Here is a 25,956-nt window from a genome sequence, read left to right on the forward strand (position 1 = left end):
ACGAATACTGAGACGACGATAGAACCCCAGCCTGTTGTGAAGCTTTAGTCAGCGTTCAGCCTGTCACGCAATTCCTTGCCGGTCTTGAAAAATGGTACCCACTTTTCTTCGACATCAACGCTGTCGCCTGTGCGCGGGTTGCGGCCGCTGCGTGCAGGACGGTTTTTCACCGAGAATGCACCAAACCCGCGAAGTTCAACCCGGTTTCCCTCTGCCAGAGCATCGGTAATCTCGTCAAAAATGGCGCCGACGATGTTTTCGACATCGCGCTGAAACAGGTGCGGATTGCGGTTGGCGATGATCTGCACGAGTTCTGATTTGATCATGGCGAAATCCCTTCTGGTTCAGGTTCAATTCCACACGGTCTGTAAGACTATGTCACTGATCCTGTAAGCTTAAATACCTTATTGCGCACCGACAGGCCTGCCGTCAACGTGCCAAACAGAAACGAGCCCGTCAAGGAAGATACGCTCGCCGGTCAAATCACGCAGCAATCCCGCGCCTTCCTGCGGAATACCGAGATATTCAGCCAGCATTTTCAACGCGGACTGCGAAAGAAGCGAGTTAAACGTTGATTTTTGTACCGGTTTCCACTCAACCACCTTCAATTTGTCATCCACGCCCTTGGTTTTCAACCAGGCGATGGCTTTGTCTTCGCCGCCAAGTTCATCGATAAGTTTGTTAGCAAGGGCCTGCCGCCCGGTGAAAACCGAACCGTCAGCCAGTGCCAGCGTCTGTTCGCGGGTAAAATGCCGCCGTTCCTGCACCAGACCGACAAACCAGTCGTAGGAATCCATGATCATGCGATGGATCATTGCTTTGGCTTCGTCGCTGGCAGGGTTGAAGAAATTCGGCTCCGCCTTGAGCGGGCTGGATTTGATGGTTTCAACCTTGACGCCGATTTTCGTCAACAGTTCCGAAATATCGGGATACTGGAAGAGGACGCCGATCGAGCCCACAATCGATGACTGCCGGGCGACGATGTGATCGGAAGCGCTGGCGATCATATATCCGGCCGATGCCGCGAGTGTTCCCACCTGCGTTACAACCGGCTTCTTGACGGCGACCTTGCGCACGGCTTCATAGATGGCTTCACCACCAGCGGTTGTCCCGCCCGGCGAATCCACCGACAGAATGACACCTTTCACCGCGTCGGAATCCGCAACGCCTTCCAAACGTTTGATGAGTTCGTCATTCTCAAAAATAGTTCCCTCAATCCTTACCTTGGCAATATGCGGCACTGTCTTGCCGGAAAGTCCGTCGGAGCCGGAGAAAAAACCATAGAGACCGATCAATGCGATTGCTGCAATCAGGAGAGCAATAACACGCCAGAATGTCAGTTTGCGCCGGAGCCGGCGCCTGTCGATGATTGCATCCGCAGTGTTTGCCATGGTCTTGTCCATTCCTGTCCGGTTCTCAGCCAACATTCTTCTGCGGCAACATTTTCCCGATGTCTAGGTTCAGAATCCGGATTTACATATCATGATTTTGCAACCCTGCCCCTTGGTTTGCACTAGTGGGCAATTTGTCCGATACCTTGTATATAGACGAATGAGGGCCTATTTGTTCGATCAAATGCAACTTGTGCTATAGGTCTGTTTCATTTCATCGAAAAATAACCACATTGGCGTTCAATGAACCGCAGCGCCAATACATCGTAAATCGGTAGCATAGCCAAACATATGTCCATTGAGCTTAAACATACGCATCCGGACAGCGATGCAACAACTGCTGCTGCGCAGCATGCAGAAGTTGCGCGGCAATTTGCGGCGACCGAGAAAGATTCGCATGTTTTCCATGCCGCTGAGCGCCATTCGCGTCGCGTGCGCTTCCTGAAATTTGCTTTGCCCACCATCGCTTTGATTGGTGCGGCGGTCTTTTCCTGGTTCACATTCTTCTCCACGGCCAACATCCCGAGCAACATCACGCTGGACAGCGCCGGCATTCAGGATGGCAAGCTGGTCATGACCAATCCCAAACTGGATGGTTTCACCAAGGACAAGCTGCCCTACAAGATGAGCGCTGAACGCGCCCTGCAGGATGTCGGCAACAGTTCCCTGATCACGCTGGAAAACATCAATGCGGAGATTCCCGTTGGTTCAGATTTGCGTGCGCAAGTTCAGGCCAAGTCGGGTCTTTATGATAATGCCAACCGTCAGTTGAAGCTCGACAATGACATAACGCTGACAACGTCAGACGGTATGACAGCGCAGCTGAAGTCGGCTGACATCAATATACAATCCAACAGTATGTCGACCGATCAGCCGGTGCGGATTGAAAATAGCAGCGCCAGTATCGTTGCAGACAGCATGAAAATCACCGAGAGTGGCAAAGTAATGGTCTTTGAAAAGGGTGTCAGGCTTGTCATTCAGCCCGCAAAGCTGCAAGAAGGTCGCAAGGAAGCCAAATCACAGCAGTGATTGCTGGTTTCATGGGGATATCCCGGATTTAGGAGATTGAGATAATGTCGCGCGGGACAAGACTGATCAGCATTTCGTCTATTGCATTGGGCATTCTGGCATCATCCATGATCGGTCCTGTTGCAGCTCAGGAGGCCGGCAAGGCTGGCGCTTTGAACAGCGGCATGAAACTTTCGAGTGATCAGCCTATCCAGATCGATTCTGATCGCCTGGATGTTCACAACGATGTTGGAACGGCAACTTTTACGGGTAATGTTACGGTCGCTCAGGGCACCACGCTGATGAAGGCGGGCTCGATGATCGTTTATTATGTCAAGAAGCCTGAAAAGACCGAAGCTGAAAAAGCCGCTGACAAGGCTGCCAAGAAGCCTGATGACAAGGCAGCGCCAAGTGCCGCCGGTGCGCAGGACATTGATCATATCGAGGTCAATGACAAGGTTTACGTCAAATCCGAAGATCAGGTTGCCACGGGCGATCATGGTACATTCGATATGAAGACGCAGGTTCTTGTTCTGACCGGCAGCAAGGTCGTTCTTTCGCAAGGCGACAATGTTGGTGTTGGTTGCAAGCTGACGGTCCAGATGAAGAGCGGTCAGGCTCAGCTGGAAAGTTGTAAAAACGGCTCGACGGGCCGCGTCTCTATCGTCGTCGCTCCCAAAAGTGCTCCGAAAAATTAAACCGGCGGTATAAGTGTCCCTGTTTTCGCGTCGCTCTCCCAGCAAGATTCCCGCACGGCCGGATGCCCGTATTTCCCAGGAAATGCGGGCTGCCGATCCGTCGGCTACCGATCGCATGAAAGGCACGCTGGTCGCGCGCGGCATCAGCAAGAGCTATAATGGCCGTCAGGTGGTCAATGGCGTCTCGTTCGGCGTGCGTGCCGGCGAAGCGGTTGGCATTCTGGGGCCCAATGGCGCCGGTAAGACCACCTGTTTCTATATGGTCACCGGACTGGTTCCGGTCGACAAAGGCAATATCGAGATCGATGGTTTTGATGTGACGACGATGCCGATGTATCGCCGTTCGCGTCTCGGTATCGGCTATCTGCCGCAGGAAGCGTCGATTTTCCGTGGGCTTTCCGTCGAGAACAACATTAAGGCGGTGCTTGAAGTCGTCGAAAAGGATCGCAGTGCCCGGGCGCAGGAACTCGATTCGCTTCTCGAAGAATTTCACATCGCCCATCTGCGCAAGGCTCCGGCCCTGTCGCTGTCCGGTGGTGAACGCCGGCGTCTTGAAATCGCCCGTGCCTTGGCGTCGCGTCCGAACTTCATGCTGCTCGATGAGCCCTTTGCCGGTGTGGACCCGATTGCCGTTGCCGATATCCAGCAGCTGGTGCGGCATCTGACCAGCCGCGGCATCGGTGTTCTTATCACCGATCACAATGTGCGCGAGACGCTGAAGCTGATTGACCGCGCCTATATCATCCATGCCGGTCAGGTTCTGACCCATGGCCGCCCGGATGAAATTATTGCCAATCCAGATGTGCGTCGCCTGTACCTCGGTGATCAGTTCAAGCTCTAATTTTATCAATTTCCGGCAGTTTCCTGCCGGAATAGGCGTCCAGAGCATGCAATTGAGTTAAATCTTCCCTGAAAGAGTCGTTTTTTGCTTTGTTGGAATTGACAAGCAAGGATTGGGCCAGTTCTGTACGTTGAAAAGAATTTCGTACAGGAGTAACCGCGCCCACCATGGCCCTGTCGCCAAAACTCGATCTCAGGCAAACACAGTCGCTGGTGATGACGCCGTTGCTCATGCAGTCGATTCGGCTGTTGCAACTGACGCATGTCGAGCTTGAACAATTCATTGAGCTGGAGATTGAAAAGAACCCTCTGCTGGAACGCGACGACACGGCCCCCGATCATATTTCTTTTGAAAGCCGGGATTTTTCCGATGATCGCGGTCCGGGTGAGGCCGGTGACTACAATCGCAATGTTCTATCCGGTGATTCCGAGGGAAATGCTGACGGCTCCGGTTCGAGCGATCAGGGCGAGCATTGGCTTGTCAGTGGAGAATCGACCAGTTCGGGCTCGATGTCCGATACATTTGACAGCTCGCTCGAGAATATTTTCCCCGATGATCCCGGCACGCACGATTTCATTGCCGGCGACCTGGCGTCCCAGTGGAAGTCGTCATCCGGCGACGGCTATGTCTCGTCTGGTGGTGAAGGCTTCAATCTGGAGCAGGTGACTGCCGCGCCATTGACCTTGCGCGACCATGTTGGTGAACAGATCATTTTTGCCTTCGAGAAGGCGGCCGACCGGCTGGTCGCAGCCGAGCTTGCGGATCATCTTGATGAAATGGGATATCTGCGCGCTGATGTGGCTGAAATCGCCGAAAGGCTTGGGGTTGAAGCGGCTGATGTCGAAAAATTGATCGCCATCCTGCAAACCTTTGAACCAGCTGGCCTGTTTGCGCGCGACCTTGCGGAGTGCCTTGCAATTCAATTGCGGGCAAAAAACCGGCTTGATCCCGCCATGGCCGCGCTTCTGCAGAATCTGGAACTTCTGGCAAAGCGGGATTTCCAAACCTTGAAAAAGCTGTGCCGTGTTGCTGACGGCGATCTTCTCGACATGCTCCAGGAGATTCGTCTTCTGGATCCAAAGCCGGGAACGGCATTTTCCTCGGGGGTGGCGGACAGCATCATTCCCGATGTCGAGGTGGATATGGCACCGGACGGCACATGGAGCATTGAGCTCAATCCGGATGCTTTGCCGCGCGTACTGGTCAATAACACCTATTATGCCAGCATCGCCAAGGTGACGGCATCGCCCGCCGAGAAAGGTTTTCTCAGTGAATGCCTGCAAAATGCCAACTGGCTGACGCGCAGTCTTGACCAGCGAGCCCAGACAATCCTGAAAGTGGCGACAGAAATCGTGCGCCAGCAATCGGAGTTTCTACAGTTTGGCGTGGCGCATCTGAAGCCGCTCAACCTGCGAAATGTTGCCGATGCCATCGGCATGCACGAATCGACGGTCAGCCGCGTTACCGCCAACAAATATATGCTGACCAAGCGCGGTGTTTTCGAGTTGCGCTACTTTTTCAATGCCGCAATTTCGGCGATGGATGGCGGCGAACAGCATTCTTCACAGTCTGTTCGGCACCAGATCAAGCTGCTGATCGACAATGAAAAACCCGAAGATATTCTTTCCGATGATACAATTGTGGATCTTTTGAAGGATCAAGGCGTTGATATTGCACGCCGCACGGTCGCGAAATACCGCGAGGCGATGAACATTGCTTCCTCTGTCCAAAGGCGGCGCGAGAAAAAAGCACAGGCTTCTGTGCGCAAGGGTGACGGAAACTCTGGATTCATACGCCACACAGGTGTAGAATCGCGACGAGTGGGTAGATGAACCGGACCACAGAAGTCCGGTCAAATGGAGAGTGAAGCGCCGGTAATTTGCATCGATTGAAGCGAAAGCGCGCCTTTGGAGATGAAGAAATCAGAAAGTGAAATGTGATGAACCACTCGCACACAAGGTGCGGGATGTCTTTGCTCGTCTCTCAACAACGGTGTAGATTGGATCGGGCAATGAAAAGTCACAACGAAGGTGAGGTATCATGAGTCTGCGTGTATCTGGGAAACATATGGACATTGGTGACGCTTTCCGCATTCGCATCGACGAGCGTATCGGAGAGATGGTGACCAAGTATTTCGATGGCGGGTATACAGGCCACGTCACAGTGGAGAAACAGGGGTCGCGTTTTATCGCAGACTGTCTGATCCGTCTCGATACCGGCACAGTGCTGCAGGCAGCAGGTGAGGCACAAGATCCTCAGCTGGCTTTTGATGCAGCCGGAGAGCGCGTCGATAAGCGCCTGCGCCGGTACAAGCGTCGTCTCAAATCGCACCAGGCACCCGGTTCAAACGGTGTTTTCGACGATATTTCCTACCGGGTCATGGCGCCCGTTCCGGATGAAGATGAGGATATTCCGGAAGATTACGCGCCAACAATCGTGGCCGAAACATCAATGGCGCTCAGAAGCATGAGCGTTGCTTCGGCTGTGGTTGAACTCGATCTGAAAGATAGTCCTGTGGTTGTCTTCCGCAACGCTGGCAGTACACAGGTGAATATCGTATACCGCCGCGCTGACGGCAATATCGGCTGGATCGATCCATCGGCCGTAGCCAGTCAGAACGGTGCCGGGTCTTAGGCGAAATTTAAACTACCGTCCGCGCTGCAAAGGCGCGGGCGGTAACAGGAAGGAAGAGAATAATGGATCTGGGTGATCTCATTCAGCCCGACGCTGTCCTGCCCGCATTGAAAGTCAATTCCAAAAAGCAGCTTTTGCAAATCATGTCGGAAAAGGCCGCCGCCTTGACCGGTTTGACCGAGCGGGAAGTGTTTGACACTGTCCTGCAGCGCGAGCGGCTTGGTTCAACCGGAGTTGGCAATGGCATTGCCATTCCGCATGGCAAGATTAACAGTGTGAAGCGCATCACCGGCGTCTTCGCGCAGCTTGATACGCCTGTGGATTTCGAGGCGCTGGACGACCAGCCCGTCGATATCGTCTTCCTTTTGCTGGCGCCTGAGAATGCAGGCGCGGATCATTTGAAGGCGTTGTCGCGTATTGCGCGCATGCTGCGTGATCCCGAGCGCATTGCCAAGCTGCGCACGGCCCATGATGCCAGCTTGATCTATGAATTGCTGACGGCGCAGCCTGCATCCAATGCCGCCTGATTCTTTTTAAAGTTTTTAGATAAAGCCGCCTTCGGGCGGCTTTTTTGTTGGTGGGTATTCCTAAGGCTGCAATCCCATTTTGCGTGGTTCGACGAGCTCACCATGAGGGAGAGTATGGATTGCAAAACTAAGAGGAGACATCGCAGATTTTGGCTCCCTTGCAGCCCTCCATCTCCCTCATGGTGAGCTTGTCGAACCACGCACAACGGTAGTGCCAGGCACCTTCTCACGCTGCCAAAATCCTCCGCCATGGAAACTGCCAGCCAAGCCGCACGCCAAGTGTCCCAACTGCGATGAGCAGCATCCCTGCCGCTTGCGGCATACCAAGGGGGTGGGCATAAATGGCCCAGTCCACGACGATCGCGATTGTGCGTGGTTCGACAAGCTCACCATGAGGGATGGGATGGGCTGCAAGGGAGCCAAAATCTGCGATGTCTCCTCTTAGTTTTGCAATCCTCACTGTCCCTCATGGTGAGCTTGTCGAACCACCCACAACGGTGATGCCAAGCCCTTTATCAGGCTGCCAAAATCCTCCGCCATGGAAACTGCCAACCAAGCCGCACGCCGAGCGTCCCAACTGCGATGAGCAGCATCCCTGCTGCTTGCGGCATGCCCAGGGGGTGGGCATAAATGGCCCAGTCCACAATGATCGCGACGATCGGATAGATGAATGTCAGCACCCCGATCACCGGGATCGAGAGTTTGGGATAAGCTGAATAGATCAATACATAGGCAATCCCCGTATGCAGGATACCGATGCTGGCAAGCCAGCCCCATGACGCCAAAGGGATGTGCTCTGAAAAATTGGCAAAGGGCGCGAGCATGAATATGCCAACAACCGCCTGACAAAGAATGGTGATCTCCGGCCGCTGCTCGCCCAGACCTTTGGCGAGGATTGTTGCCACCGCATAGAGCATGGCTGCACCCAGCGACATGAGAATTCCCGCGATCCAGATTGTGCTGACCGGCGCGGCAACGCCGACAAGTCCACTTGCCAGCACAACACCGAGAAAGGCGCCCAGCATCCAGATGATTTGATCCGGCGTAATGCGCTCCTTCAACAGGGTTGCACCGATCAGGACAACGAAAAATGGTTGGATATGGTAGACGATAGTGGTCGTGGCGATCGAAGTCATGCGGAAACCGGCGAAGAAGGCGACCCAGCTCAGCACCATGCAGATGCCGCCAAGGGCTGCCCGTGCCAGCCGTGGCCATAACAGCGAGCGATCAGGAAGATAACCCCGCATAACACACCATGCCGCCAGAAACACGGTCGCGAAAACGCAGCGCCAGAAAACAATGGTGATGGGATCGAGCCCGGATTCCATGGCAAAGGCACCGACTGTGCCGATAATGGCCATGGCAATGGCAAGGCGCGCGGCTGGAAAGCGGTTGGACAGTGATTCAGCCATGGCGGGCATCCCTTTGAGCAATCAGATTGTCAGTTAGCGCCGACGCCTGCATTCAAACAAACGAATAGATTTGTAAGAAACTATTCGCTATATTGATGGCACCATGGCTGCTCCACTTGACCTTGATCTTCTGCGAACCTTCGTCACTGTTGTTGAAACCGGCAGCCTGTCGGCTGCTGCGCCGCGCATTGGCCGCAGCCAGTCGGCAGTCAGCATGCAGATGCAGCGGCTGGAACAAGCCGTGGGCAAGCAGCTGCTTATTCGCAATCCCCGCTCGGTTGAACCCAATCTGGCAGGCGAAAGCTTTCTCAACTATGCCCGGCGGCTGTTGCGCCTGTCGGATGAGGCGTGGGCTAATGTCACCCGCCCGGAAGAAACCGGGAGCGTGCGGCTTGGTGTGCCGGATGACTACGCAGCATTCCTGCTGCCGCCCGTCTTGTCACGGTTTGCGGCGGAGCACCCGTTGGTCACGGTCGAACTGGTTTGTGAACAATCGACCTCGCTGGTGAAGGCGGTGGATGAAGACCGGGTCAATCTGGCGATTGTCACGCGCGGGGCCACCCAGCCGTTGGAGGTCATCCGCCGCGAACGGTTGATCTGGGTCGCATCGCCAACCCACGTTGCTTGGGAAAATGATCCGTTGCCCATCGCCTTGTTTGAGCCCGGCTGTGCCGCCCGCATGAATGTTCTCGATGCGCTTGGGGATGCGGATCGCAGCTATCGCTGCACCTATTCGAGTGCCAGCCTGCTTGGGCTGATCGCGGTGGTGCAGGCGGGGCTTGCCGTGGCCGCGCTAGCCGCCTGCAGCGTTCCGTCGACACTAAGGGTCATCGGCGAAAATGAAGGCCTGCCACCGCTGCGTGATCTCGAGATCGGCATTATGCGCAGTCCGGGCGTATCCAGCCCGGCTATTGACCGGCTGGATGATTTTCTGCGCCGGGAACTGGCTCAAATAGCCTGACTCTGTTCAGATCCACACGTCGTTCTGTGCGGTGCGTTCGCCGCCTTCATTGCCGGTATTGAGTACGCCGCGGGGCTCGATCAGCATCATCCGTACTTCTTTCGCCGCATAGGGCTTATGCTCGACCCCTTTGGGAACGACGTACATTTCGCCCGGTTTGACCGTGATCGAGCCGTCGCGGAAATCGATACGCAGCTCACCGTCCAGAACAATGAATGCCTCGTCCGTATCCGGGTGATCGTGCCAGATAAAATCTCCTTCGATGCGGACGATCTTGAACTGATAATCATTAAGTTCTGCAATGACTTTTGGCGACCACTGTTCGGAGAACAGGTTTAGTTTTTCGGCAAAATTGATAGCTTTGTACGTCTTCATTGATACGGTCTTGTTCACATGCGTCTCCTCGAATGACTTGAGGAACGAAAGTGGCTTGCCAATCGCAGAATGTCTTGGACGTTTGTGCGGTCGGTGTCCAAGCACCTGCACCGCTGTCACGAATTACTCGCCCGGAGTGATTTTCCGGCAATAGAGTTCAAGCCGGTGATGCGTGATCTCATAGCCCAGTGAACGGGCGATCTCTTCCTGCAACTTCTCGATCTTGTCCGACTGGAATTCAATCACATCGCCTGTCTCGATATCGATCAGGTGATCGTGGTGTTCCCCATGCGCCTGTTCAAAGCGGGATGGGCCGCCGTTGAACGCGTGGCGGTGGATGGCGCCCATTTCTTCCAGCAGATTCATGGTGCGATAGACAGTCGACAGCGAAATGCTGTCATCGATCTCAATGGCGCGGTGGAAGATTTTCATTGCGTCCGGATGATCTTCGGTCGAGGTCAGAATATCGAGAATGATTCGGCGGGGACGGGTGATCCGCACACCTGCCTTGCGCAGTTCTTTCTCGTAATCCGGCTTCTGATTCATGGCATGTTTCATGGAAGCGATTATGCGCCAGAAACGCCTCAGTTGCAAAGATTCTCAACTGAGTGCTAAATGTCCCGGTTCGATGCACAACTATCCGGCGCGTATGCCGTCTTCGCATGTCCAGCCACGCTCCATCCCACCTGATCCAAATCAAACTGCTCTCTTTTGTAAATTTTCTTTTTGCAAACGATTTGCATTTGCATTGACGAACCAAAATCCAAACGTTATGGAGTAACAGTGGCGACGGAAAAACCGCGCCATTTCCCGAGTTTGCCGGAGGCGTTATGAGATTGTCCCGATTGTTCGTTGCTGTTTTTACTCTTCTCACCATTCTCGGCCCGGCATCCGCCGCCGATGGCAAGAAATTCAAGGTGGTGACAACCTTCACCATTATCGCCGATATGGCCCGCAACGTTGCCGGTGATGCGGCGGATGTGGATTCGATCACCAAGCCCAATGCCGAAATTCATGACTACCAGCCGACACCCGGCGATATTCTCAAAGCGCAGGATGCCGATCTCGTACTGTGGAACGGACTTGGTCTTGAGCGGTGGTTTGAAAAATTCTTCGGCAACGTCAAGGATGTTCCAAGTGCGGTCGTCAGTGAAGGCGTGGTGCCGCTGGGCATTTCCGAAGGGCCCTATGAGGGCAAATCCAACCCGCATGCCTGGATGTCGCCGAGTGCCGGGCTGATCTATGTGGAAAATATCCGCAAGGCGTTGGGCAAATACGATCCGGCCAATGCCGCGATTTATGACCGCAACGCCGCTGCCTATTTGGAAAAGATCAAGGCAACCGTCGCGCCGATCCGCGCCAGTCTGGCTGCCGTGCCGGTAGAGCGCCGCTGGCTTGTCACCAGCGAAGGCGCCTTCAGCTATCTCGCCCGCGATTTCGAGATGAAGGAACTCTATCTCTGGCCGATTAATGCCGATCAGGAAGGAACACCGCAGCAGGTTCGCAAGGTCGTCGACAAAGTCCGTGCCGAAAAGATCCCGGTTGTCTTCAGCGAAAGCACGGTCTCGGCTTCCCCGGCCCAGCAGGTGGCCCGCGAAACCGGCGCGAAATATGGCGGTGTTCTCTATGTCGACTCGCTCAGTGATCCCGATGGTCCAGTCCCGACCTATCTTGATCTGCTGCGTGTCACGGCTGAAACCGTAGCCAAGGGATTTGCCCAGTGAACATCACGGCCCGATCATCTGCCAGCCCCTCCACGCGAGGGGCTGGTCTTTCCGTAAGCGACGTCACCGTTACCTATCGCAACGGTCACACCGCCTTGTGCAATGCCAGTTTTGACATTCCGCGTGGATCAATCGCCGCGCTTGTGGGCGTCAATGGCAGCGGCAAGTCCACCCTGTTCAAGGCCATTATGGGTTTTGTCCCGCTGGCCAAGGGTTCAGTATCCATTCTCGGGGAGAAGGCCGGACAGGCGCTCAAACGCAATGTCGTTGCCTATGTACCGCAGAGCGAGGATGTCGATTGGAATTTCCCGGTTCTGGTTGAAGACGTGGTGATGATGGGCCGCTACGGCCATATGAATTTCCTGCGCATGCCAAAAAAGCGCGACAAGCACATGGTTACCGCCGCGCTGGAGCGGGTGGGCATGAGCGATTTCCGCAAACGGCAGATCGGCGAACTCTCCGGGGGTCAGAAGAAACGCGTATTTCTTGCCCGCGCTCTGGCGCAGGAAGGTGATATCATTCTTCTCGACGAACCCTTTACCGGCGTGGATGTGCGCACCGAAGAGGCAATCATCGGTTTGCTCCGGTCGCTGCGCGACGACGGCAAGGTCATGCTGGTTTCGACCCACAATCTCGGCAGCGTGCCGGAATTCTGCGACCGGGCAGTCCTCGTCAATCGCACGGTGCTCGCCTCCGGTCCAACTACAGAGGTGTTCACGCAGGCCAATCTGGAAAAGACCTTTGGTGGCGTCTTGCGGCATTTCATTCTTGGTGGTGTCGATCTGCATGCGGATGCGGACCCGCGCAGTGTCACTGTGCTCAGCGATGACGAGCGTCCCTTTGTCATCTATGGCGAGCCCGAATCGAAGAAGGGCCAGCAGCAATCATGATGCAGATGCTTCTCGAGCCATTTTCCTACGACTACATGGTCAATGCCATGTGGGTCAGCGCATTGGTCGGCGGCGTTTGTGCGTTTCTCTCGGCCTATCTGATGCTCAAGGGCTGGTCGCTGATTGGGGATGCGCTTTCCCACTCCATCGTGCCCGGTGTGGCCGGTGCCTATATGCTCGGCCTGCCGTTTTCAATCGGTGCTTTCTTCTCCGGCGGGCTTGCTGCCGTGGCCATGCTGTTTCTCAACCAGCGCACCAAGCTTAAAGAAGATGCTATCATTGGCCTGATCTTCACCTCGTTCTTCGGCCTTGGCCTGTTCATGGTGTCGCTGTCGCCAACCTCGGTGAATATCCAGAAAATTGTTCTTGGCAATATTCTGGCGATTACGCCGGAGGATACTTTGCAACTGATGATCATCTGCGGCGTCTCGCTGGCAATTCTTCTCGTCAAATGGAAGGATCTGATGGTCACGTTCTTTGATGAAAACCACGCGCGTTCCATCGGGCTCAATCCACCGCTTCTCAAGATCCTGTTCTTCACACTGTTGAGTGCCTCGACCGTAGCCGCCCTGCAAACGGTCGGCGCCTTTCTTGTCGTGGCGATGGTGGTAACTCCCGGTGCAACCGCCTATCTCCTGCATGATCGTTTTCCGCGTCTGATCATGACCAGTGTGGCAATTGGTGCGTTCACCAGCTTCATCGGTGCTTATGCGAGCTATTTTCTTGATGGGGCCACCGGCGGCATCATTGTTGTATTGCAAACGCTGGTATTCCTGACCGCCTTTGTCTTTGCACCCAAGCACGGCACGCTGGCCGCGCGCCGCCGGGCCAGATTGGCATTGGAGGATGGGCTATGAGCGATCTCATCCAACTGCTGTTGCAACCTTTCAATTTCGGCTTCATGCAGCAGGCTTTTGTCATCACGCTACTCGTGGCCATCCCCATGGGTCTGCTTTCGCCCTTTTTGGTTCTGAAAGGCTGGTCTTTGATGGGCGATGCTATTTCCCACGCGGTGTTGCCCGGCGTGGTGCTGGCCTATGTCGCGGGCATTCCGCTTGCCATTGGCGCCTTTGCCGCCGGCATGGTCTGCGCGCTGGCTACGGGTTTCCTCAAAGAGAACAGCCGCGTCAAAGAAGACACGGTGATGGGCGTCGTATTCTCCGGCATGTTTGGCCTTGGCATCGTGCTTTACACCAAGATCCAATCCGATGTGCATCTTGACCATATCCTGTTTGGCGACATGCTTGGCGTTGCATGGAGCGATATTGCCGAAACCGGCGCGATTGCCGCCGTTACCCTCTTGGCGCTCGGTATCTGGCGCAGGGATTTGCTCCTGCATGCTTTCGATCCCCAGCACGCTCAGGCGATCGGCTTGCCGGTGAAGTTTCTGCACTACGGCCTGCTCTGTATCCTGTCACTGACCATTGTGGGAGCATTGAAGGCAGTCGGGATTATTCTTGCCGTTGCCATGCTGATTGCGCCGGGATCCATCGCCTTCCTGCTCACCAACCGGTTTGAGCGCATGCTGCTTGTCTCGGCAGCCGTTGCGGTTGGCACATCACTTGCGGGAATTTACCTCAGCTTCTTCCTCGACAGCGCGCCTGCGCCAACCATTGTGCTCCTGCTGACGGCGAGCTTCATTGTGGCGTTTCTCTTCTCCAGAAAGCAAACCGCCGCCAGCGCGGAGGCACAGGCGGCGGAATAAATTCTGCAATTCAGTCAGCGGCGAACAGGCCGCTGGCTATTTCCCCGGAATGACTTCCACGAGAACGGCGTGCTCGCCCTTGGTTTCCAGCGGTATGCCCGCTTCGGGTTTGGCCAGCTTCTTACCATTGACGGTGATCTTCTTGCCGCCCTTGGCCGTCGCCGGCTTGACCTCGACCGTATAGAGCGCTTTGCCGTTGCGCAGGACGAAACTGAAGCCATCCTTCCACGCTGTCGGTAATGCCGGATCGACAAACAGCTTGTCACCCTGACGGCTGATACCAAGAATGCCTTCCGTCGCTACCCGGTAGAGCCAGCCTGCCGAGCCTGTATACCAGGTCCAGCCGCCGCGTCCGCGCATCGGATCGACGGAATAAACGTCCGCCGCCACGACATAGGGTTCGACACGGTAGGCTTCTGCACTGTCCGCATCCAGCGAATGGTTCACCGGATTGAGCTTGCTGAACCAGCGATAGGCCTCGTCCGCATCACCCAGCTTGGTCATTGCAAGCACGGCCCACGTCGCCGCGTGCGTATACTGACCGCCATTCTCGCGCACACCCGGTGGATAGCCCTTGATATAACCGGGCTCATGCCGTGTCTTATTGAACGGCGGTGTGAACAGCTTGATGACATCAACTTCGTCATCGACAAGATGCGTTGCAACCGACTTCATCGCCTGCTTGGCGCGGTCAGGATCACCATAACCGGAAAGAACGCTCCACGACTGGGCAATGGAGTCGATCCGGCACTCGTCGCTGGTCTTTGAACCAAGCGGCGAACCGTCATCGTAATAGCCGCGACGATACCATTCGCCGTCCCAGCCATTGGTTTCCAGCGCCGCCTTGACGCTTTCGATATGCGCCTCCCAGCGCTTGATACGGTCCGTATCCTTGCGCTGACGGGCAATCGGCAGGATATCGCGCAGCGTGCTGATCAGGAACCAGCCCAGCCAGACGCTTTCGCCTTTGCCGTCTTCGCCGACACGGTTCATACCGTCGTTCCAGTCACCCGTCAGGATGAGGGGCAGACCATTGGCGCCGGTACGGACAATTGCCAGATCAAGCGCCCGGGCAGCGTGCTCATAGACGCTGACGATCTCGGTGGAAATCGTCGGCTGGTAGAAGGCATCATGCTCGCCATTCTCCAGAGCCTTGCCTTCGATGAAGGCGATTTCCTCATCAAGAACGCTCATGTCACCGGTCACGGACGTGTAGTGGGCAATGGCATAGCCAAGCCAGACCACATCATCGGAGATCATGGTGCGCACACCGGCGCCTGATGTTGGCAGCCACCAATGCTGAACATCGCCTTCCTTGAACTGGCGGGCGGAGACATTGAGGATCTGGTGACGGGCCAATGTCGGATCGAGCAGCAGCATGGACAGCGTGTCCTGCAACTGGTCGCGGAAACCGAAAGCGCCGCTGGCCTGATAGAAGGCCGTGCGTGCCCAGATACGGCAGGCAAGGCTTTGATAGGGCAGCCAGCGATTGACCATGACATCGAATGCATCATCCGGCGTATTGACCTGCAGGCCGTCGAGGAAACCTGTCCAGATCGCCTTGGACGCTGCAAGCGTGGTCTCGAAAGGCACTTTTGCCTGTTCGGCAAGCACACGGCGCGCTTCGGGAGCACCCACAGTGTCGCCGATGTAGAACAGGATTTCCTTGGTTTCGCCCGCTGCAATTTCCACATCGACAGCCAGTGCCGCACAGGGATCGCCACCCGCTTCCACAACGTTCGACAGGGTCTTGGCCTGCAGCACTGCAGCCGGTTGATCAACCGAACCAAGCGAACCGAAGAACTCGGCCCGGTCTGATGTTACGGATTGCGGCTTGATGCTGGATGCAAAGAATGCCACGTGATCGCGCCGGTCCGTACCATAGGGATTGCGGGCAAACAGCGCGCCGCTTTCCGTATCGTGCGATGGCACAATGAACGGTGCTGTCTTGGCGCGCGCATTGCCAAGCAGCCACTCGACGAAGCCGTAGACGCGCAACTTTTTCGCGGTCCCGCCATTGTTGGTGATCTTCAGGCTGGAAACACGCACCGGCAGTTCAGCGTCGATTGTGTGCGTGAGCTCAAGACCAACATTGCCGTGACGCGACAGGAATGTCGAATATCCCTGCCCATGGTGCGTTTCGTACTGCACGGATGGATCGCGCAACACCGATGCCGTGGGCGAGAAGGCCGTTCCCTTGTCGAGATCGACCACATAGATCGCTTCGCCGGAACGGTTGATCACAGGGTCATTCGACCATTGTGTCAGCTGATAGTCGCGGCTGTTGCTCGACCAGGTAAAGCCTGCACCTTCCGCTGACACGTGGAAACCGAAGCCGGAATTGGAGATCACGTTGATCCATGGCTGCGGTGTGGTCGTACGGTCGGCGAGCCGGATGACATATTCGCCTGATTTCAGATCGAAACCGCCATAACCGTTCCAGAAGGCAAGATCGTCGCCGCTGATTTTCTGGCGGCGCTTGCTCACCAGCTGGCTTGGCGCCGGTGCGGCGATACGGGTGTCTTCCATGCCGCTATCGCCCGCGGCGAGTGCTTTGCCCGAGCTTGCAACAGCAACGGGTGCCAGATCGGCGCTTAAGTCTTCCATGCGCTTTAGCTGTTCGGCCAAAGTACCGTTCTGCGCATGCATGACGATACGGGCGGAAGCGAGCAGGGTATTGTAGCTCGCATCGCTCATCTGGTCTTTGCGCACGGTGAAGATATGGACACGCGGTCCATACTGACCGCCACGGTTGCGGCTGTTTTCACAGATCGCTTCAAGGCCGCGCTGGAAATCCTGCGCGTAGGAGAAGGAACGCTCGTTGATGACAACAACGTCAACCACCAGCCCCTTCGCCCGCCAGTATTCCTGTGCTTTCAAGACGTTCTTCAGCGTCTCCATGTCAGCTTCATCATCGATGCGCAGGGCGAGGATGGGGAAGTCGCCGGAGATGGACATCGGCCAAAGATCGGACTGGCTGCCAAGGCCGGATGCAATGCTGTCAGCTGGCATGCGCAAGGCTTTATCAGGATAAATCAGGCTGGTTGCCACGCGCTGGAATTCCGCAGCTTCATCCGGATTGATCTCGATATGGTGCAGACGCACCTGCGAGCTTGTCCATGACAGCGAGAATTCGCGGGCGAAACAATCCGGATGACGGAAACGTCCAACCACCTCCTGCAACTCATGCCGGTCCGGACCAACAAGCGTCCAGAACACCAGCGTTACCCGCTTGTGGGCAGGCACGCGCACACGGCACCGCAGCGATGCGATGGGGTCGAGCACAAATCCGTGGCTGCCGCTGAGCGTCACACCCTCATCGAACGCGACCGGATTGCGCAGGCTCCGGCCGCGGCCGATAAAGGCCCGCCGGTCGGTTTCCGCCTGGATTTCACGCATTGCGCCGGAACCGTCCGTCACCACATGGGCAACGTGAATGTCAGGCTCGCCGCTGGCACGTTTGCGGCGTGTGGCGTAAATGGCATCGCCGCGAGAATCGATCTCGGTTTCAACGAACATCTTGGCAAATGCCGGATGTGCAGTATCCGTGTCATCAGCCGTCAGCACCAGTTCCGCATAGGACGTCACCTCTATGATGCGGTCCTTGGTGCCGGTATTGGTGATGATGATCCGGCGGCCTTCACCGTCGGAATCCGATGCCACGATGGTCTCCACCGTTGTCTGGATCGTGCCGTTTTCCTTGACGAACTCGGCCTTGTAGTCGGCAAAAATCGTGGTGCTCTTCTCGCCTGCTACGCGGACGGGATCGCCGGTTGCCGACCACCATTCGCCGCTGTCGAGATCGCGCAGGAACAGGAATGTACCATAACCGCTTTCCAGCGGATCGGGCTGGAAGCGCGTGATGGCAAGGCCGTTCCAGCGGCTGTAGCCGCCGCCATTGGCGGTGACCATGACCGAGTAATGGCCATTCGACATGATCTGCGTGGCGCGCGGCGCGCTCAGCGGATTCTTGATGAAACGGATGGATGCGGTTTCTTCGCCGCTTTCCACTGCCTTGCGCATCGGATTGTCGGCCTTGGCCTGCAAGACAGGAATTTCGCGCGGCGCCTTTTCCTGCAGCAGCAGTTCTGCCGCTTCGATCACCGGATCGGAGTGGAAGCGGTCACGCATGCGGCCTTCGAATACCACATTGTTCACCGCCACAATCGACATGCCGTGATGGTGCGCCATGTAGTTGCGCACGATGGCATATTCCTCGTCCTCGCGAACACGCGAGCGGGTGAAATCGACAGCATCATAGAAACCGTACTGACCGAGCGCACCCATTTCGCGCAGGCGGCGCAGGTTCGCCACGGCTTCCGCCGGGCGATACTGGCTGGCCATGATGCTGGCATAGGGCGCAACCACGTAGTTCTTCGACAGGCCGCGTTTCAGGCCCAGGGTCGGTACACCAAAGTTGGTGTACTGGTAGTTCATCTCAGGATCGCGGGCATTGTACGCTGCTTCCGAAATGCCCCATGGCAGACCTTTGGATTCGCCATATTCGATTTGGCGCTGAACAATCAGCTTGTTGGTCTGGTCGAGCATGGAGCCCAATGGTTCGATCATGACCAGTGGCGGCATGAGATATTCGAACATCGAACCGGACCAGGAGATCAGCGCACCGCGCCAGCCAACCGGCACCAGAAGGCGGCCAAGACGGAACCAGTGATCAACCGGAATGTCGCCCTTGGCGATGGCAAACAGACTGGCAAGGCGGGCTTCGGAAGCCAGAAGATCATAGCAGCTGGCGTCAAGCTCATTGGTATCAACGCGGAAACCGATCGACAGCAGACGGCGTTCCTTGCGTTCAAGGAAGGTGAAGTCCGTATCGAAGGCCAGCTGCCGCGCGCGGGTTGCCAGCGAAACCAGCCGTTCGCGCAAACTGTCGGTACCATCGTGCGAGCCAATGGCATCGTCCGTGTGGGCCTGACAGGTCTTGACCAGAAGCAGCGCCCATTCATTGGCACTGGTGCTGAGCGGCGTTTCAATCTCGCCATGCAGTTCCTCGGTAAGGCGCTGGATGTCGCTGGCAAACAGCGAAAGATTGATGGTGCGCAGTGATGCGGTTTCCGGCTCTTCCTTGATCGTCGTGATAGCGCGGCGGAAGTTTGCCACACGCTCGTCAAGACGGCGCCGCAGTGGCCGCAGCACGCGGCGTTCATCCGGAATATCGTTGATTGCCTCTTCGAGAATATCGCTGACATCGAGAATGCCATCGAGATCGCTTTGGAGATAGACGGATGGTGCTTCCGCCCATTTTTCCAACGCAGAAGAAAGCGCAACAAGGTGACCGGCGAGATTGCCGCTATCCACCGACGAGACGTAAAGCGGCAGCAGGGGCCGCAGCGTGGTTGTCTCGTACCAGTTGTAGAGATGGCCGCGATACTTCTCCATCTTTTCCAGCGTGGTCAGCGTATCGTCGATACGTGTCAGCGTCTCCTTGAAACCGATCCAGCCGAAATCGCGCGCAGCGACGGCCGACAGCAGATACATGCCGATATTGGTCGGCGATGTGCGGGTCGCGATAACAGGATGCGGATCTTCCTGAAAATTGTCAGGCGGAATGAAGTTTTGTTCCTTGGTGACAAATGTATCGTAGTAGTGCCAGGTGCGGCGGGCGAACCGGCGCAGTTCGCTCTTGTCGGAAGAACGGACATTCAGATCATCCAGCGGTTTGGCTGAACGGCTGACCAGCCACGCAATGACCGGCGAGAAGAACCAGATCAGCGCAAAAGGCACAGCGAGGAACCACGCGCGGCTGTGCGTGAGCAGCGGCAAGCCGATAGCCACGGCTGCCACAAGGATCGCTGGCCACATCAGGCGGGTGTAATATTGCAGCGTATCCGGCGAACTGGTCTTGGCCTGTGCCGCAGCGCGCCATTCCAGAAGGTTCTTGCGCGAGATGAAGACACGGTAAAGCGTGCGGGCAATGGCATCGGCCATCAGGCAGGCCATGTTGGCGATGAAGGTAATACGCAGGGCAATATCGGCAGCACCGGAGAAAATATCGGTGAGGATCGCCTGGAAATGCCCCTTGAGCGACAGGTTCATATCTGTCGGCACAAGATTGGTGAACAGGATCATCGTCGGCACGATGAACATGCTGAAAATCATGAAGAACTGCCAGAGTGCAGCCACACCCGGCGGCAGCAATGTCCAGCCGGCAATTGATGCAATGATCCAGAAGACCGGTGTCAGCGAACGGCGCAGATTGTCCGTCATCTTCCAGCGCGTAACCGCTGTCACACCCGGCTTGGTGCTGAAAAGATAAGGCAGCAACTGCCAGTCGCCGCGTGTCCAGCGATGATGGCGGGAAATATCGACATTGTAGCCTGTCGGATAATCTTCGACCACTTCAACGTCGCTGACCAGTGCGCTGCGGGCGTAACCGCCTTCAAGCAGATCATGGCTGAGAACGGTGTTCTCGGCGATTTTGCCATCAAGCGCCGCTTCGAAGAAATCGATATCGTAAAGGCCCTTGCCCGTGAATGTACCTTCACCCAGTACGTCCTGATAGACGTCGGAAACGGCGAAGACATAGGGATCGATACCGCGGTTGACCGAGAAGACGCGCTGCAGGAACGAGGCATCATCACCGGTTGTCAGCGATGGGGTCACACGCGGCTGCAGGATGGCGTAACCACTGGTCACGCGGCCCGACTTTTCCGTGTAGATCGGCCGGTTGAGCGGATGGCTGAGCTTGCCAGCCAGACGGTTGACCGAATCCGGCGTCAGGCGCGTATCGGAATCGAGCGTCATGACGAACTTGATATCGGCCGGCACTTCCTCATTGCTGGGGAAATAGGTCGTATCTTTATCGCCGCGCAGCAGCATGTTGAGCTCATGCAGCTTGCCGCGCTTGCGTTCCCAGCCCATCCAGCGGCCTTCCTGTGCGTTGTACAGGCGCTTGCGGTGCAGGAGGAAGAAGCGTGGATTACCACCTTGCGTATAATGCTGGTTGAGGGCTGTCACCTTCTCGCGGGCATAGTCGAGGATATCCAGATCATTATCGGTCTGCTCGACCTTGCTGTCAGCCCAGTCAGTGAGCAGCGCGAAGTAAATTTCGCCGCGCGGATTGGTCAGGTAATGCACTTCAAGATTGCGGATATGCTCGTCAACGGAGTCGTGCGAGGTGATCAGCGTCGGCACGGCGACAAGAGTCTTTGCCTCAACCGGCAGGCCGTTCTTATATTCAAAGCCGATCAGCCGTGTTGGCGGCATGAACATCGGAATGATCCAATTGACGAAACCATTGGCGGTTTCCATCGTCGGGAAAACGGCGAGAACCGTCAGCAGCAGCACTGTGTCACTCGGCAGGCCATAACGGCGCAGCCAGTAGTGAATCAGGAACAGGATACCGATTGATATGACGGATGCGGGAATCCACAGACCGGCAAGGCCGAGCATTTTGTAGAACCGCACCCAGCGCTGCAGAACAGTGGGTGTCGACCCACATGTATTCTCGAGTTCTTCACGGCCATCGCCGGCAAGATAATAACCGACATCGCGTTTGCGCTGTACGGTTACGCTCTTCTCGTCACCTTTGGTCTCGGCACTGTGGTGTGCAAGATCCAATGCAGCCTGCGTAATATCCTGCTCGCTCTTGCCCGAGCGACGGGCGATCTTTTCAATCGCCACGCGGTAGGCATTGCGGGAATGGAAATCGAGCGCATCGAAGTTTGAATGTTCGCGCAGCACCGCATCGACACCGCTGACTGTCTCGAACCAGGTAATCCAGTCGACGTCGTCAATAGCCTTCAGGCTGCGGATCAAGTTGCCCATGGTCACGCCGCCGGTGGACTGGCGCGTATGTTCCTGGATGATCGCATCTTCGGCATCGCTGCCATTCTTTTCCAGCTCTTCCTCAAGCCAGGCAACTGCAGCACCGGAATGCATTGCGCCGCCACGCAGGCGATAGAGCAGGTGTGTAGCAAAGGTGCTGTCACGGGCTGCCGTCGTATACTGCGCCAGAAGCTGCGGCAGCGTTTCTTTGTCGGCATTCAGTGTGATTTCGTCAGCCACGCTGTTGGCATAGGCCCGCATGCGGCGGGCACGCTCAACCCGCAACGACAGGCGGCGGGCATTTTCGATCAGGATGAAGCGGACTGCGGAGGGCAGGGCCCACAACTCACCGATATGCAGAGGCGCGACGGTCTGGAAGCCCTCGACCATGGCCGTCAGGCTGCTCAGGGAGAACTGGCTATCCGTATGGGCGGCATAGAGCCATGCCAAAGCCATGACGCGCGGGATTTCCGGCCGGTTGGTGAGCGGCGGCAATTGGCGGAAGAACTTCTTCGGCAGATCACGCTCGACCTGCTGGATGTTCTGATCAACGAGGTAATAGTTGTCCAGCAGCCATTGGGCCGCTGGTGTTATCGTTTCACCCTTGCGTGCAGCCGCGTCAGATGAACGATAGGAATGCAGGATCAGCTTGGCGTTCTCGACCGTCCGCTGTTCGAACACCATGGGCTCGTAGTCGGGCAGGCGGACATCCTCGCCGCGCGCAACACGTGCACCCAGCTCGCGCAGGTCATCGGTGGATTTGTAGTGAGCTCTGATAGGATTGGGTTGGACCGAAAAAATCTGACCAACGGCGTTCTTCTGTGGTGTGAAAGATTTTAAAAAAGACAGTAGGGCCATTTGCCTTCGTTTCGGTTGTGAAGAAAAAATCTTCAGGGCTGCAACACAGGACGATAATAACGGGTCGATCGACCCGTGGAGAAGTTTACGATCTAATCGGGCAGGATCAACTAAGCTACCTTCACTTTTGTCTTGCCAATCAGTTTTGATGAAAATGAGTCAAATTTCCATTTGTTTATCTTAAGCAATTCGTAGCAGCCTGCACAGGGGCTCATACAGCAAACTCTATTGTTGCCCGATACTCCGAACCTGACATGCTTTGTGAACAGACTGTTTACGATTCAGTAAACAGGGTCATGACAGCGCAAAAATGCAAAAAGCCGGAATTCGCTGAATTCCGGCTTTATTTGTGATGATATGGGCATCAATCCTTCAGGAAAACCCGCCAGTGCTTGGGTCTGAAAGCGATACGGCTCTTTTCCGTTGCTGGATGATCGGCCGGGATCTCGATTTCGATACGTTCTGCCGCACCGCCAATTTCAAGCTCGACCCGGCGTGTTGCACCGACGCGGCGGCTGGCAATAACGGTTCCGGCAATACAGCCGCCGCAACCCTCGACCAGTTCAACGTCATGCGGGCGGAAATAAAGCGCTCCGTTGCCGTTCGGTCCGTCGCTTTTCAGGCCAAGTGTGCGATCAGCCAACCATATTTCACCATTTTCAACACGAACCTCAAGCGAACTTGATTCGCCAATGAAGCCATAGACGAAAGGTGAATTTGGCGTGTCATAAACCTGATCCGGCGTGCCAATCTGCTCGATCTTGCCCTGGCTCATGACGACAACGCGGTCTGCAAGTTCCAGCGCTTCATCCTGGTCGTGGGTCACAAAGACTGTCGTGTGCCTGGTCTTGTCGTGGATTTCACGCAGCCAGCGCCGCAACTCCTTGCGCACCTTGGCATCAAGCGCGCCAAACGGTTCGTCGAGCAGCAGAACACGCGGTTCGATTGCCATGGCGCGGGCGAGTGCCACACGCTGGCGCTGACCGCCGGAAAGCTGGGCCGGATAGCGCTTTTCCAGCCCGCCGAGCTGGACGAAATCGAGCAGTTCAGAAGACCGGCGGCGGATTTCCTCCTTGGCCGGGCGATTGGCGGCAGGCCGCACTTTCAAACCGAACCCGACATTGTCGATAACGGTCATATGGCGGAACAGCGCATAGTGCTGAAACACGAAACCAACATTGCGCTCCTGCACCGATTTCAGCGATGCATCTTCGTCGCCGAAAAACACTTTGCCTTCGGTCGGTGTTTCCAGGCCGGCAATCAGCCGAAGCAGCGTTGTCTTGCCAGACCCGGAAGGGCCGAGCAGGGCAATCAATTCACCCGAATTGATGTCGAGCGACACGTCGTGCAACGCCGGGAAGCGATCGAATTCCTTGCGTACACCACTTACGCGAACGTCCATTGTATATCCTCTCAGTGTCCGCCGTTGGCTGCCAGTTCCGCACCATATCTCAACTCCAGAAGGGTCTTGAGAACGAGCGTCACCAGCGCCAGCAGCGCCAGAAGCGAAGCCACCGCAAAAGCAGCGACTGAATTGAATTCGTTGTAAAGAATTTCGACCTGCAGCGGCATCGTGTTGGTCAGGCCGCGGATATGGCCTGAAACGACGGACACTGCACCAAATTCTCCCATGGCCCGGGCGTTGCACAAAAGCACGCCGTAGAGCAAGCCCCATTTGATATTGGGAAGGGTAACGCGCCAGAAGGTCTGCCAGCCGTTTGCACCCAGCGACAGTGCCGCTTCCTCATCCGTCGTGCCCTGTTCCTGCATCAGTGGAATGAGTTCACGTGCCACAAAGGGAAAGGTCACGAATACGGTCGCCAGCACAATACCCGGCACCGCGAACAGGATCTCGATACCCTGTGATTTGAGCCACGGCCCAAGTGCACTGTGCGAGCTGAACAACAGCACATAGACGAGACCTGAAATGACAGGAGAAACCGAAAAGGGCAGGTCGATCAGCGTCGTCAGAAACGCCTTGCCCTTGAATTCGAACTTGGCAATCGTCCAGGCAGCCACCACGCCGAAGACCAGATTGAGCGGAACGGCGATGACCGCCACCAGCAGGGTCAGACGAATGGCGGCAAGCGCATCGTGATCGGCAAAAGCTGCGAGATATGCGGCGGGACCTTTTCGGAATGCTTCGTAAAACACCGAGATCAATGGCAGCAGCAGGAACAGCGCAAGAAAGACCAGCGCAATCCCGATCAGCACATAACGGGCCGTGCGGCTTTCCGTGGTTGCCGGGTGCCATGTTTTCGAGGCGGGTTCAGGCGGTTGTGGCAGTTCATGTCGCATAGCCATACCTCCTGCGGCTCCAGGCCTGAATAAGATTGATGATGAATAGCATGGTGAAGGAAATGATGAGCATGATGGCGGCAATGGCCGTCGCGCCCGTATAGTCGAATTCTTCGAGACGAATAACAATCAGCAATGGTGCAATCTCTGAAATATAGGGCAAATTACCGGCAATAAAAATGACTGAGCCATATTCACCGACGGCGCGGGCAAAGGCGAGAGCAAAGCCGGTGAGGATCGCCGGTGTCAGGCCAGGCAGCAGGACGCGCGTGATGGTCTGGAAACGCGTGGCGCCAAGCGTGGCTGCGGCCTCTTCCACCTCCTTGCGGATTTCTTCCATCACCGGCTGTACGGTCCGCACCACGAAAGGCAGGCCGATAAAAATCAGCGCGATGGTGATGCCGATGGGCGTGAAGGCGACTTTGATCCCAAGCGGGTCGAGCCAGCGGCCGATCCAGCCGTTTTTTGAATAGAGTGCGGTCAGCGCAATACCGGCAACAGCGGTTGGCAGGGCAAACGGCAGATCGACAATAGCGTCGATGATGCGGCGGCCGGGAAAGCGGTAGCGCACCAGAACCCAGGCGACAATGACACCGAATACCACGTTGATCAGGGCAGCCACGAATGACGTGCCGAAGCTGATCTTCAGGGCATTCAAAGTGCGCTGGTCCGTAGCGACGTGCCACATCCCGCCCCAGCCGAGCGATGCGGAACGCCAGACCAGTCCAGCCAGCGGAATAAGGACAATGAGGGTCAGATAGGCAAGAGTGAAGCCGAGTGTCATTCCGAACCCTGGAATAACACTCGGCCTCTTAAACCGCCAACCTGCTGTGAGGTTGGAAATCATGC

General features: G+C 56.2%; 19 protein-coding genes and 1 pseudogene. 11 read left to right on the forward strand and 9 right to left on the reverse strand.

Features of this window, described 5'->3' with window-relative positions; genetic code table 11:
- Positions 1–44: 44 nt before the first annotated feature.
- Both HB779_RS06365 and sppA read right to left on the reverse strand, forming a co-directional pair.
- Complete coding sequence (locus HB779_RS06365) at positions 45–326, reverse strand: integration host factor subunit beta (RefSeq protein ID WP_188344925.1); 282 nt, start codon at positions 324–326, stop codon at positions 45–47.
- A 78-nt stretch (positions 327–404) separates the two neighbouring features.
- Complete coding sequence (sppA, locus tag HB779_RS06370; RefSeq protein WP_188344926.1) at positions 405–1,391, reverse strand: signal peptide peptidase SppA; 987 nt, start codon at positions 1,389–1,391, stop codon at positions 405–407.
- 291 nt (positions 1,392–1,682) lie between these two features.
- Here sppA and lptC point away from each other — a divergent pair, with 291 nt between their 5' ends.
- The 6 genes and pseudogenes from lptC to ptsN all read left to right on the forward strand — a co-directional run bounded on the left by lptC (position 1,683) and on the right by ptsN (position 7,099).
- Positions 1,683–2,420: an LPS export ABC transporter periplasmic protein LptC gene (gene lptC, locus HB779_RS06375; RefSeq protein WP_188344927.1), complete on the forward strand. Its 738-nt coding sequence runs from the start codon at positions 1,683–1,685 to the stop codon at positions 2,418–2,420.
- A 44-nt stretch (positions 2,421–2,464) separates the two neighbouring features.
- Entirely contained in the window at positions 2,465–3,097 is a 633-nt protein-coding gene (locus HB779_RS06380; RefSeq protein WP_188344928.1) for an LptA/OstA family protein, read from the forward strand.
- Positions 3,098–3,209: 112 nt separating this feature from the next.
- A pseudogene (gene lptB, locus HB779_RS06385) lies at positions 3,210–3,938 on the forward strand (LPS export ABC transporter ATP-binding protein); the annotation flags it as partial.
- A 167-nt stretch (positions 3,939–4,105) separates the two neighbouring features.
- On the forward strand, positions 4,106–5,770 hold the full coding sequence (gene rpoN / locus HB779_RS06390; RefSeq protein ID WP_188344929.1) for an RNA polymerase factor sigma-54: 1,665 nt from the start codon (positions 4,106–4,108) through the stop codon (positions 5,768–5,770).
- A gap of 208 nt (positions 5,771–5,978) precedes the next feature.
- Positions 5,979–6,572 carry a ribosome hibernation-promoting factor, HPF/YfiA family gene (hpf, locus tag HB779_RS06395; RefSeq protein WP_188344930.1) on the forward strand — a complete coding sequence of 198 codons (594 nt, stop codon included), beginning with the start codon at positions 5,979–5,981 and terminating at the stop codon, positions 6,570–6,572.
- Between the two features lie 62 nt (positions 6,573–6,634).
- A complete protein-coding gene (gene ptsN, locus HB779_RS06400; protein WP_188344931.1) occupies positions 6,635–7,099 on the forward strand; it encodes a PTS IIA-like nitrogen regulatory protein PtsN in 465 nt (154 codons plus the stop codon).
- Positions 7,100–7,614: 515 nt separating this feature from the next.
- On the opposite strand, the gene HB779_RS06405 is transcribed toward ptsN, so the two are convergent.
- Positions 7,615–8,511: a DMT family transporter gene (locus tag HB779_RS06405; RefSeq protein WP_188344932.1), complete on the reverse strand. Its 897-nt coding sequence runs from the start codon at positions 8,509–8,511 to the stop codon at positions 7,615–7,617.
- Positions 8,512–8,614: 103 nt separating this feature from the next.
- On the opposite strand from HB779_RS06405, the gene HB779_RS06410 reads away from it, so the two are divergent.
- Positions 8,615–9,472, forward strand: coding sequence for a LysR substrate-binding domain-containing protein (locus HB779_RS06410; protein WP_188344933.1), 858 nt, complete (start codon positions 8,615–8,617; stop codon positions 9,470–9,472).
- A gap of 6 nt (positions 9,473–9,478) precedes the next feature.
- Here HB779_RS06410 and HB779_RS06415 read toward each other — a convergent pair whose 3' ends face one another.
- Entirely contained in the window at positions 9,479–9,847 is a 369-nt protein-coding gene (locus tag HB779_RS06415) for a cupin domain-containing protein (protein WP_188345801.1), read from the reverse strand.
- A gap of 123 nt (positions 9,848–9,970) precedes the next feature.
- Positions 9,971–10,393 carry a Fur family transcriptional regulator gene (locus HB779_RS06420; protein ID WP_188344934.1) on the reverse strand — a complete coding sequence of 141 codons (423 nt, stop codon included), beginning with the start codon at positions 10,391–10,393 and terminating at the stop codon, positions 9,971–9,973.
- 284 nt (positions 10,394–10,677) lie between these two features.
- On the opposite strand from HB779_RS06420, the gene HB779_RS06425 reads away from it, so the two are divergent.
- The 4 genes from HB779_RS06425 to HB779_RS06440 are packed head-to-tail and all read left to right on the forward strand — an operon-like array spanning position 10,678 to position 14,166.
- The gene (locus HB779_RS06425; protein WP_188344935.1) at positions 10,678–11,571 is read left to right on the forward strand and encodes a metal ABC transporter substrate-binding protein; all 894 of its coding nucleotides are present in this window, start codon (positions 10,678–10,680) and stop codon (positions 11,569–11,571) included.
- Positions 11,568–12,461, forward strand: a complete 894-nt coding sequence (locus HB779_RS06430; protein WP_305848987.1) for a manganese/iron ABC transporter ATP-binding protein — start codon at positions 11,568–11,570, stop codon at positions 12,459–12,461. The genes HB779_RS06425 and HB779_RS06430 overlap by 4 nt, the downstream gene beginning before the upstream one ends.
- Positions 12,458–13,318 carry a metal ABC transporter permease gene (locus HB779_RS06435; protein ID WP_305848988.1) on the forward strand — a complete coding sequence of 287 codons (861 nt, stop codon included), beginning with the start codon at positions 12,458–12,460 and terminating at the stop codon, positions 13,316–13,318. Before HB779_RS06430 ends, HB779_RS06435 begins: the two co-directional genes overlap by 4 nt.
- Positions 13,315–14,166: a metal ABC transporter permease gene (locus HB779_RS06440; RefSeq protein ID WP_188344936.1), complete on the forward strand. Its 852-nt coding sequence runs from the start codon at positions 13,315–13,317 to the stop codon at positions 14,164–14,166. The genes HB779_RS06435 and HB779_RS06440 overlap by 4 nt, the downstream gene beginning before the upstream one ends.
- 36 nt (positions 14,167–14,202) lie before the next feature.
- On the opposite strand, the gene HB779_RS06445 is transcribed toward HB779_RS06440, so the two are convergent.
- The 4 genes from HB779_RS06445 to cysT form a co-directional block, all read right to left on the reverse strand.
- Complete coding sequence (locus HB779_RS06445; protein ID WP_188344937.1) at positions 14,203–22,809, reverse strand: GH36-type glycosyl hydrolase domain-containing protein; 8,607 nt, start codon at positions 22,807–22,809, stop codon at positions 14,203–14,205.
- A 364-nt stretch (positions 22,810–23,173) separates the two neighbouring features.
- Positions 23,174–24,211 carry a sulfate/molybdate ABC transporter ATP-binding protein gene (locus HB779_RS06450; RefSeq protein WP_188344938.1) on the reverse strand — a complete coding sequence of 346 codons (1,038 nt, stop codon included), beginning with the start codon at positions 24,209–24,211 and terminating at the stop codon, positions 23,174–23,176.
- Positions 24,212–24,222: 11 nt separating this feature from the next.
- Positions 24,223–25,107: a sulfate ABC transporter permease subunit CysW gene (gene cysW / locus HB779_RS06455; RefSeq protein ID WP_188344939.1), complete on the reverse strand. Its 885-nt coding sequence runs from the start codon at positions 25,105–25,107 to the stop codon at positions 24,223–24,225.
- Positions 25,097–25,954, reverse strand: coding sequence for a sulfate ABC transporter permease subunit CysT (cysT, locus tag HB779_RS06460; RefSeq protein WP_188344940.1), 858 nt, complete (start codon positions 25,952–25,954; stop codon positions 25,097–25,099). The genes cysW and cysT overlap by 11 nt, the downstream gene beginning before the upstream one ends.
- Positions 25,955–25,956: the final 2 nt, after the last annotated feature.

Origin of the sequence: Phyllobacterium sp. 628 (assembly GCF_014189505.1) — a bacterium.
Taxonomy (GTDB): domain Bacteria; phylum Pseudomonadota; class Alphaproteobacteria; order Rhizobiales; family Rhizobiaceae; genus Phyllobacterium.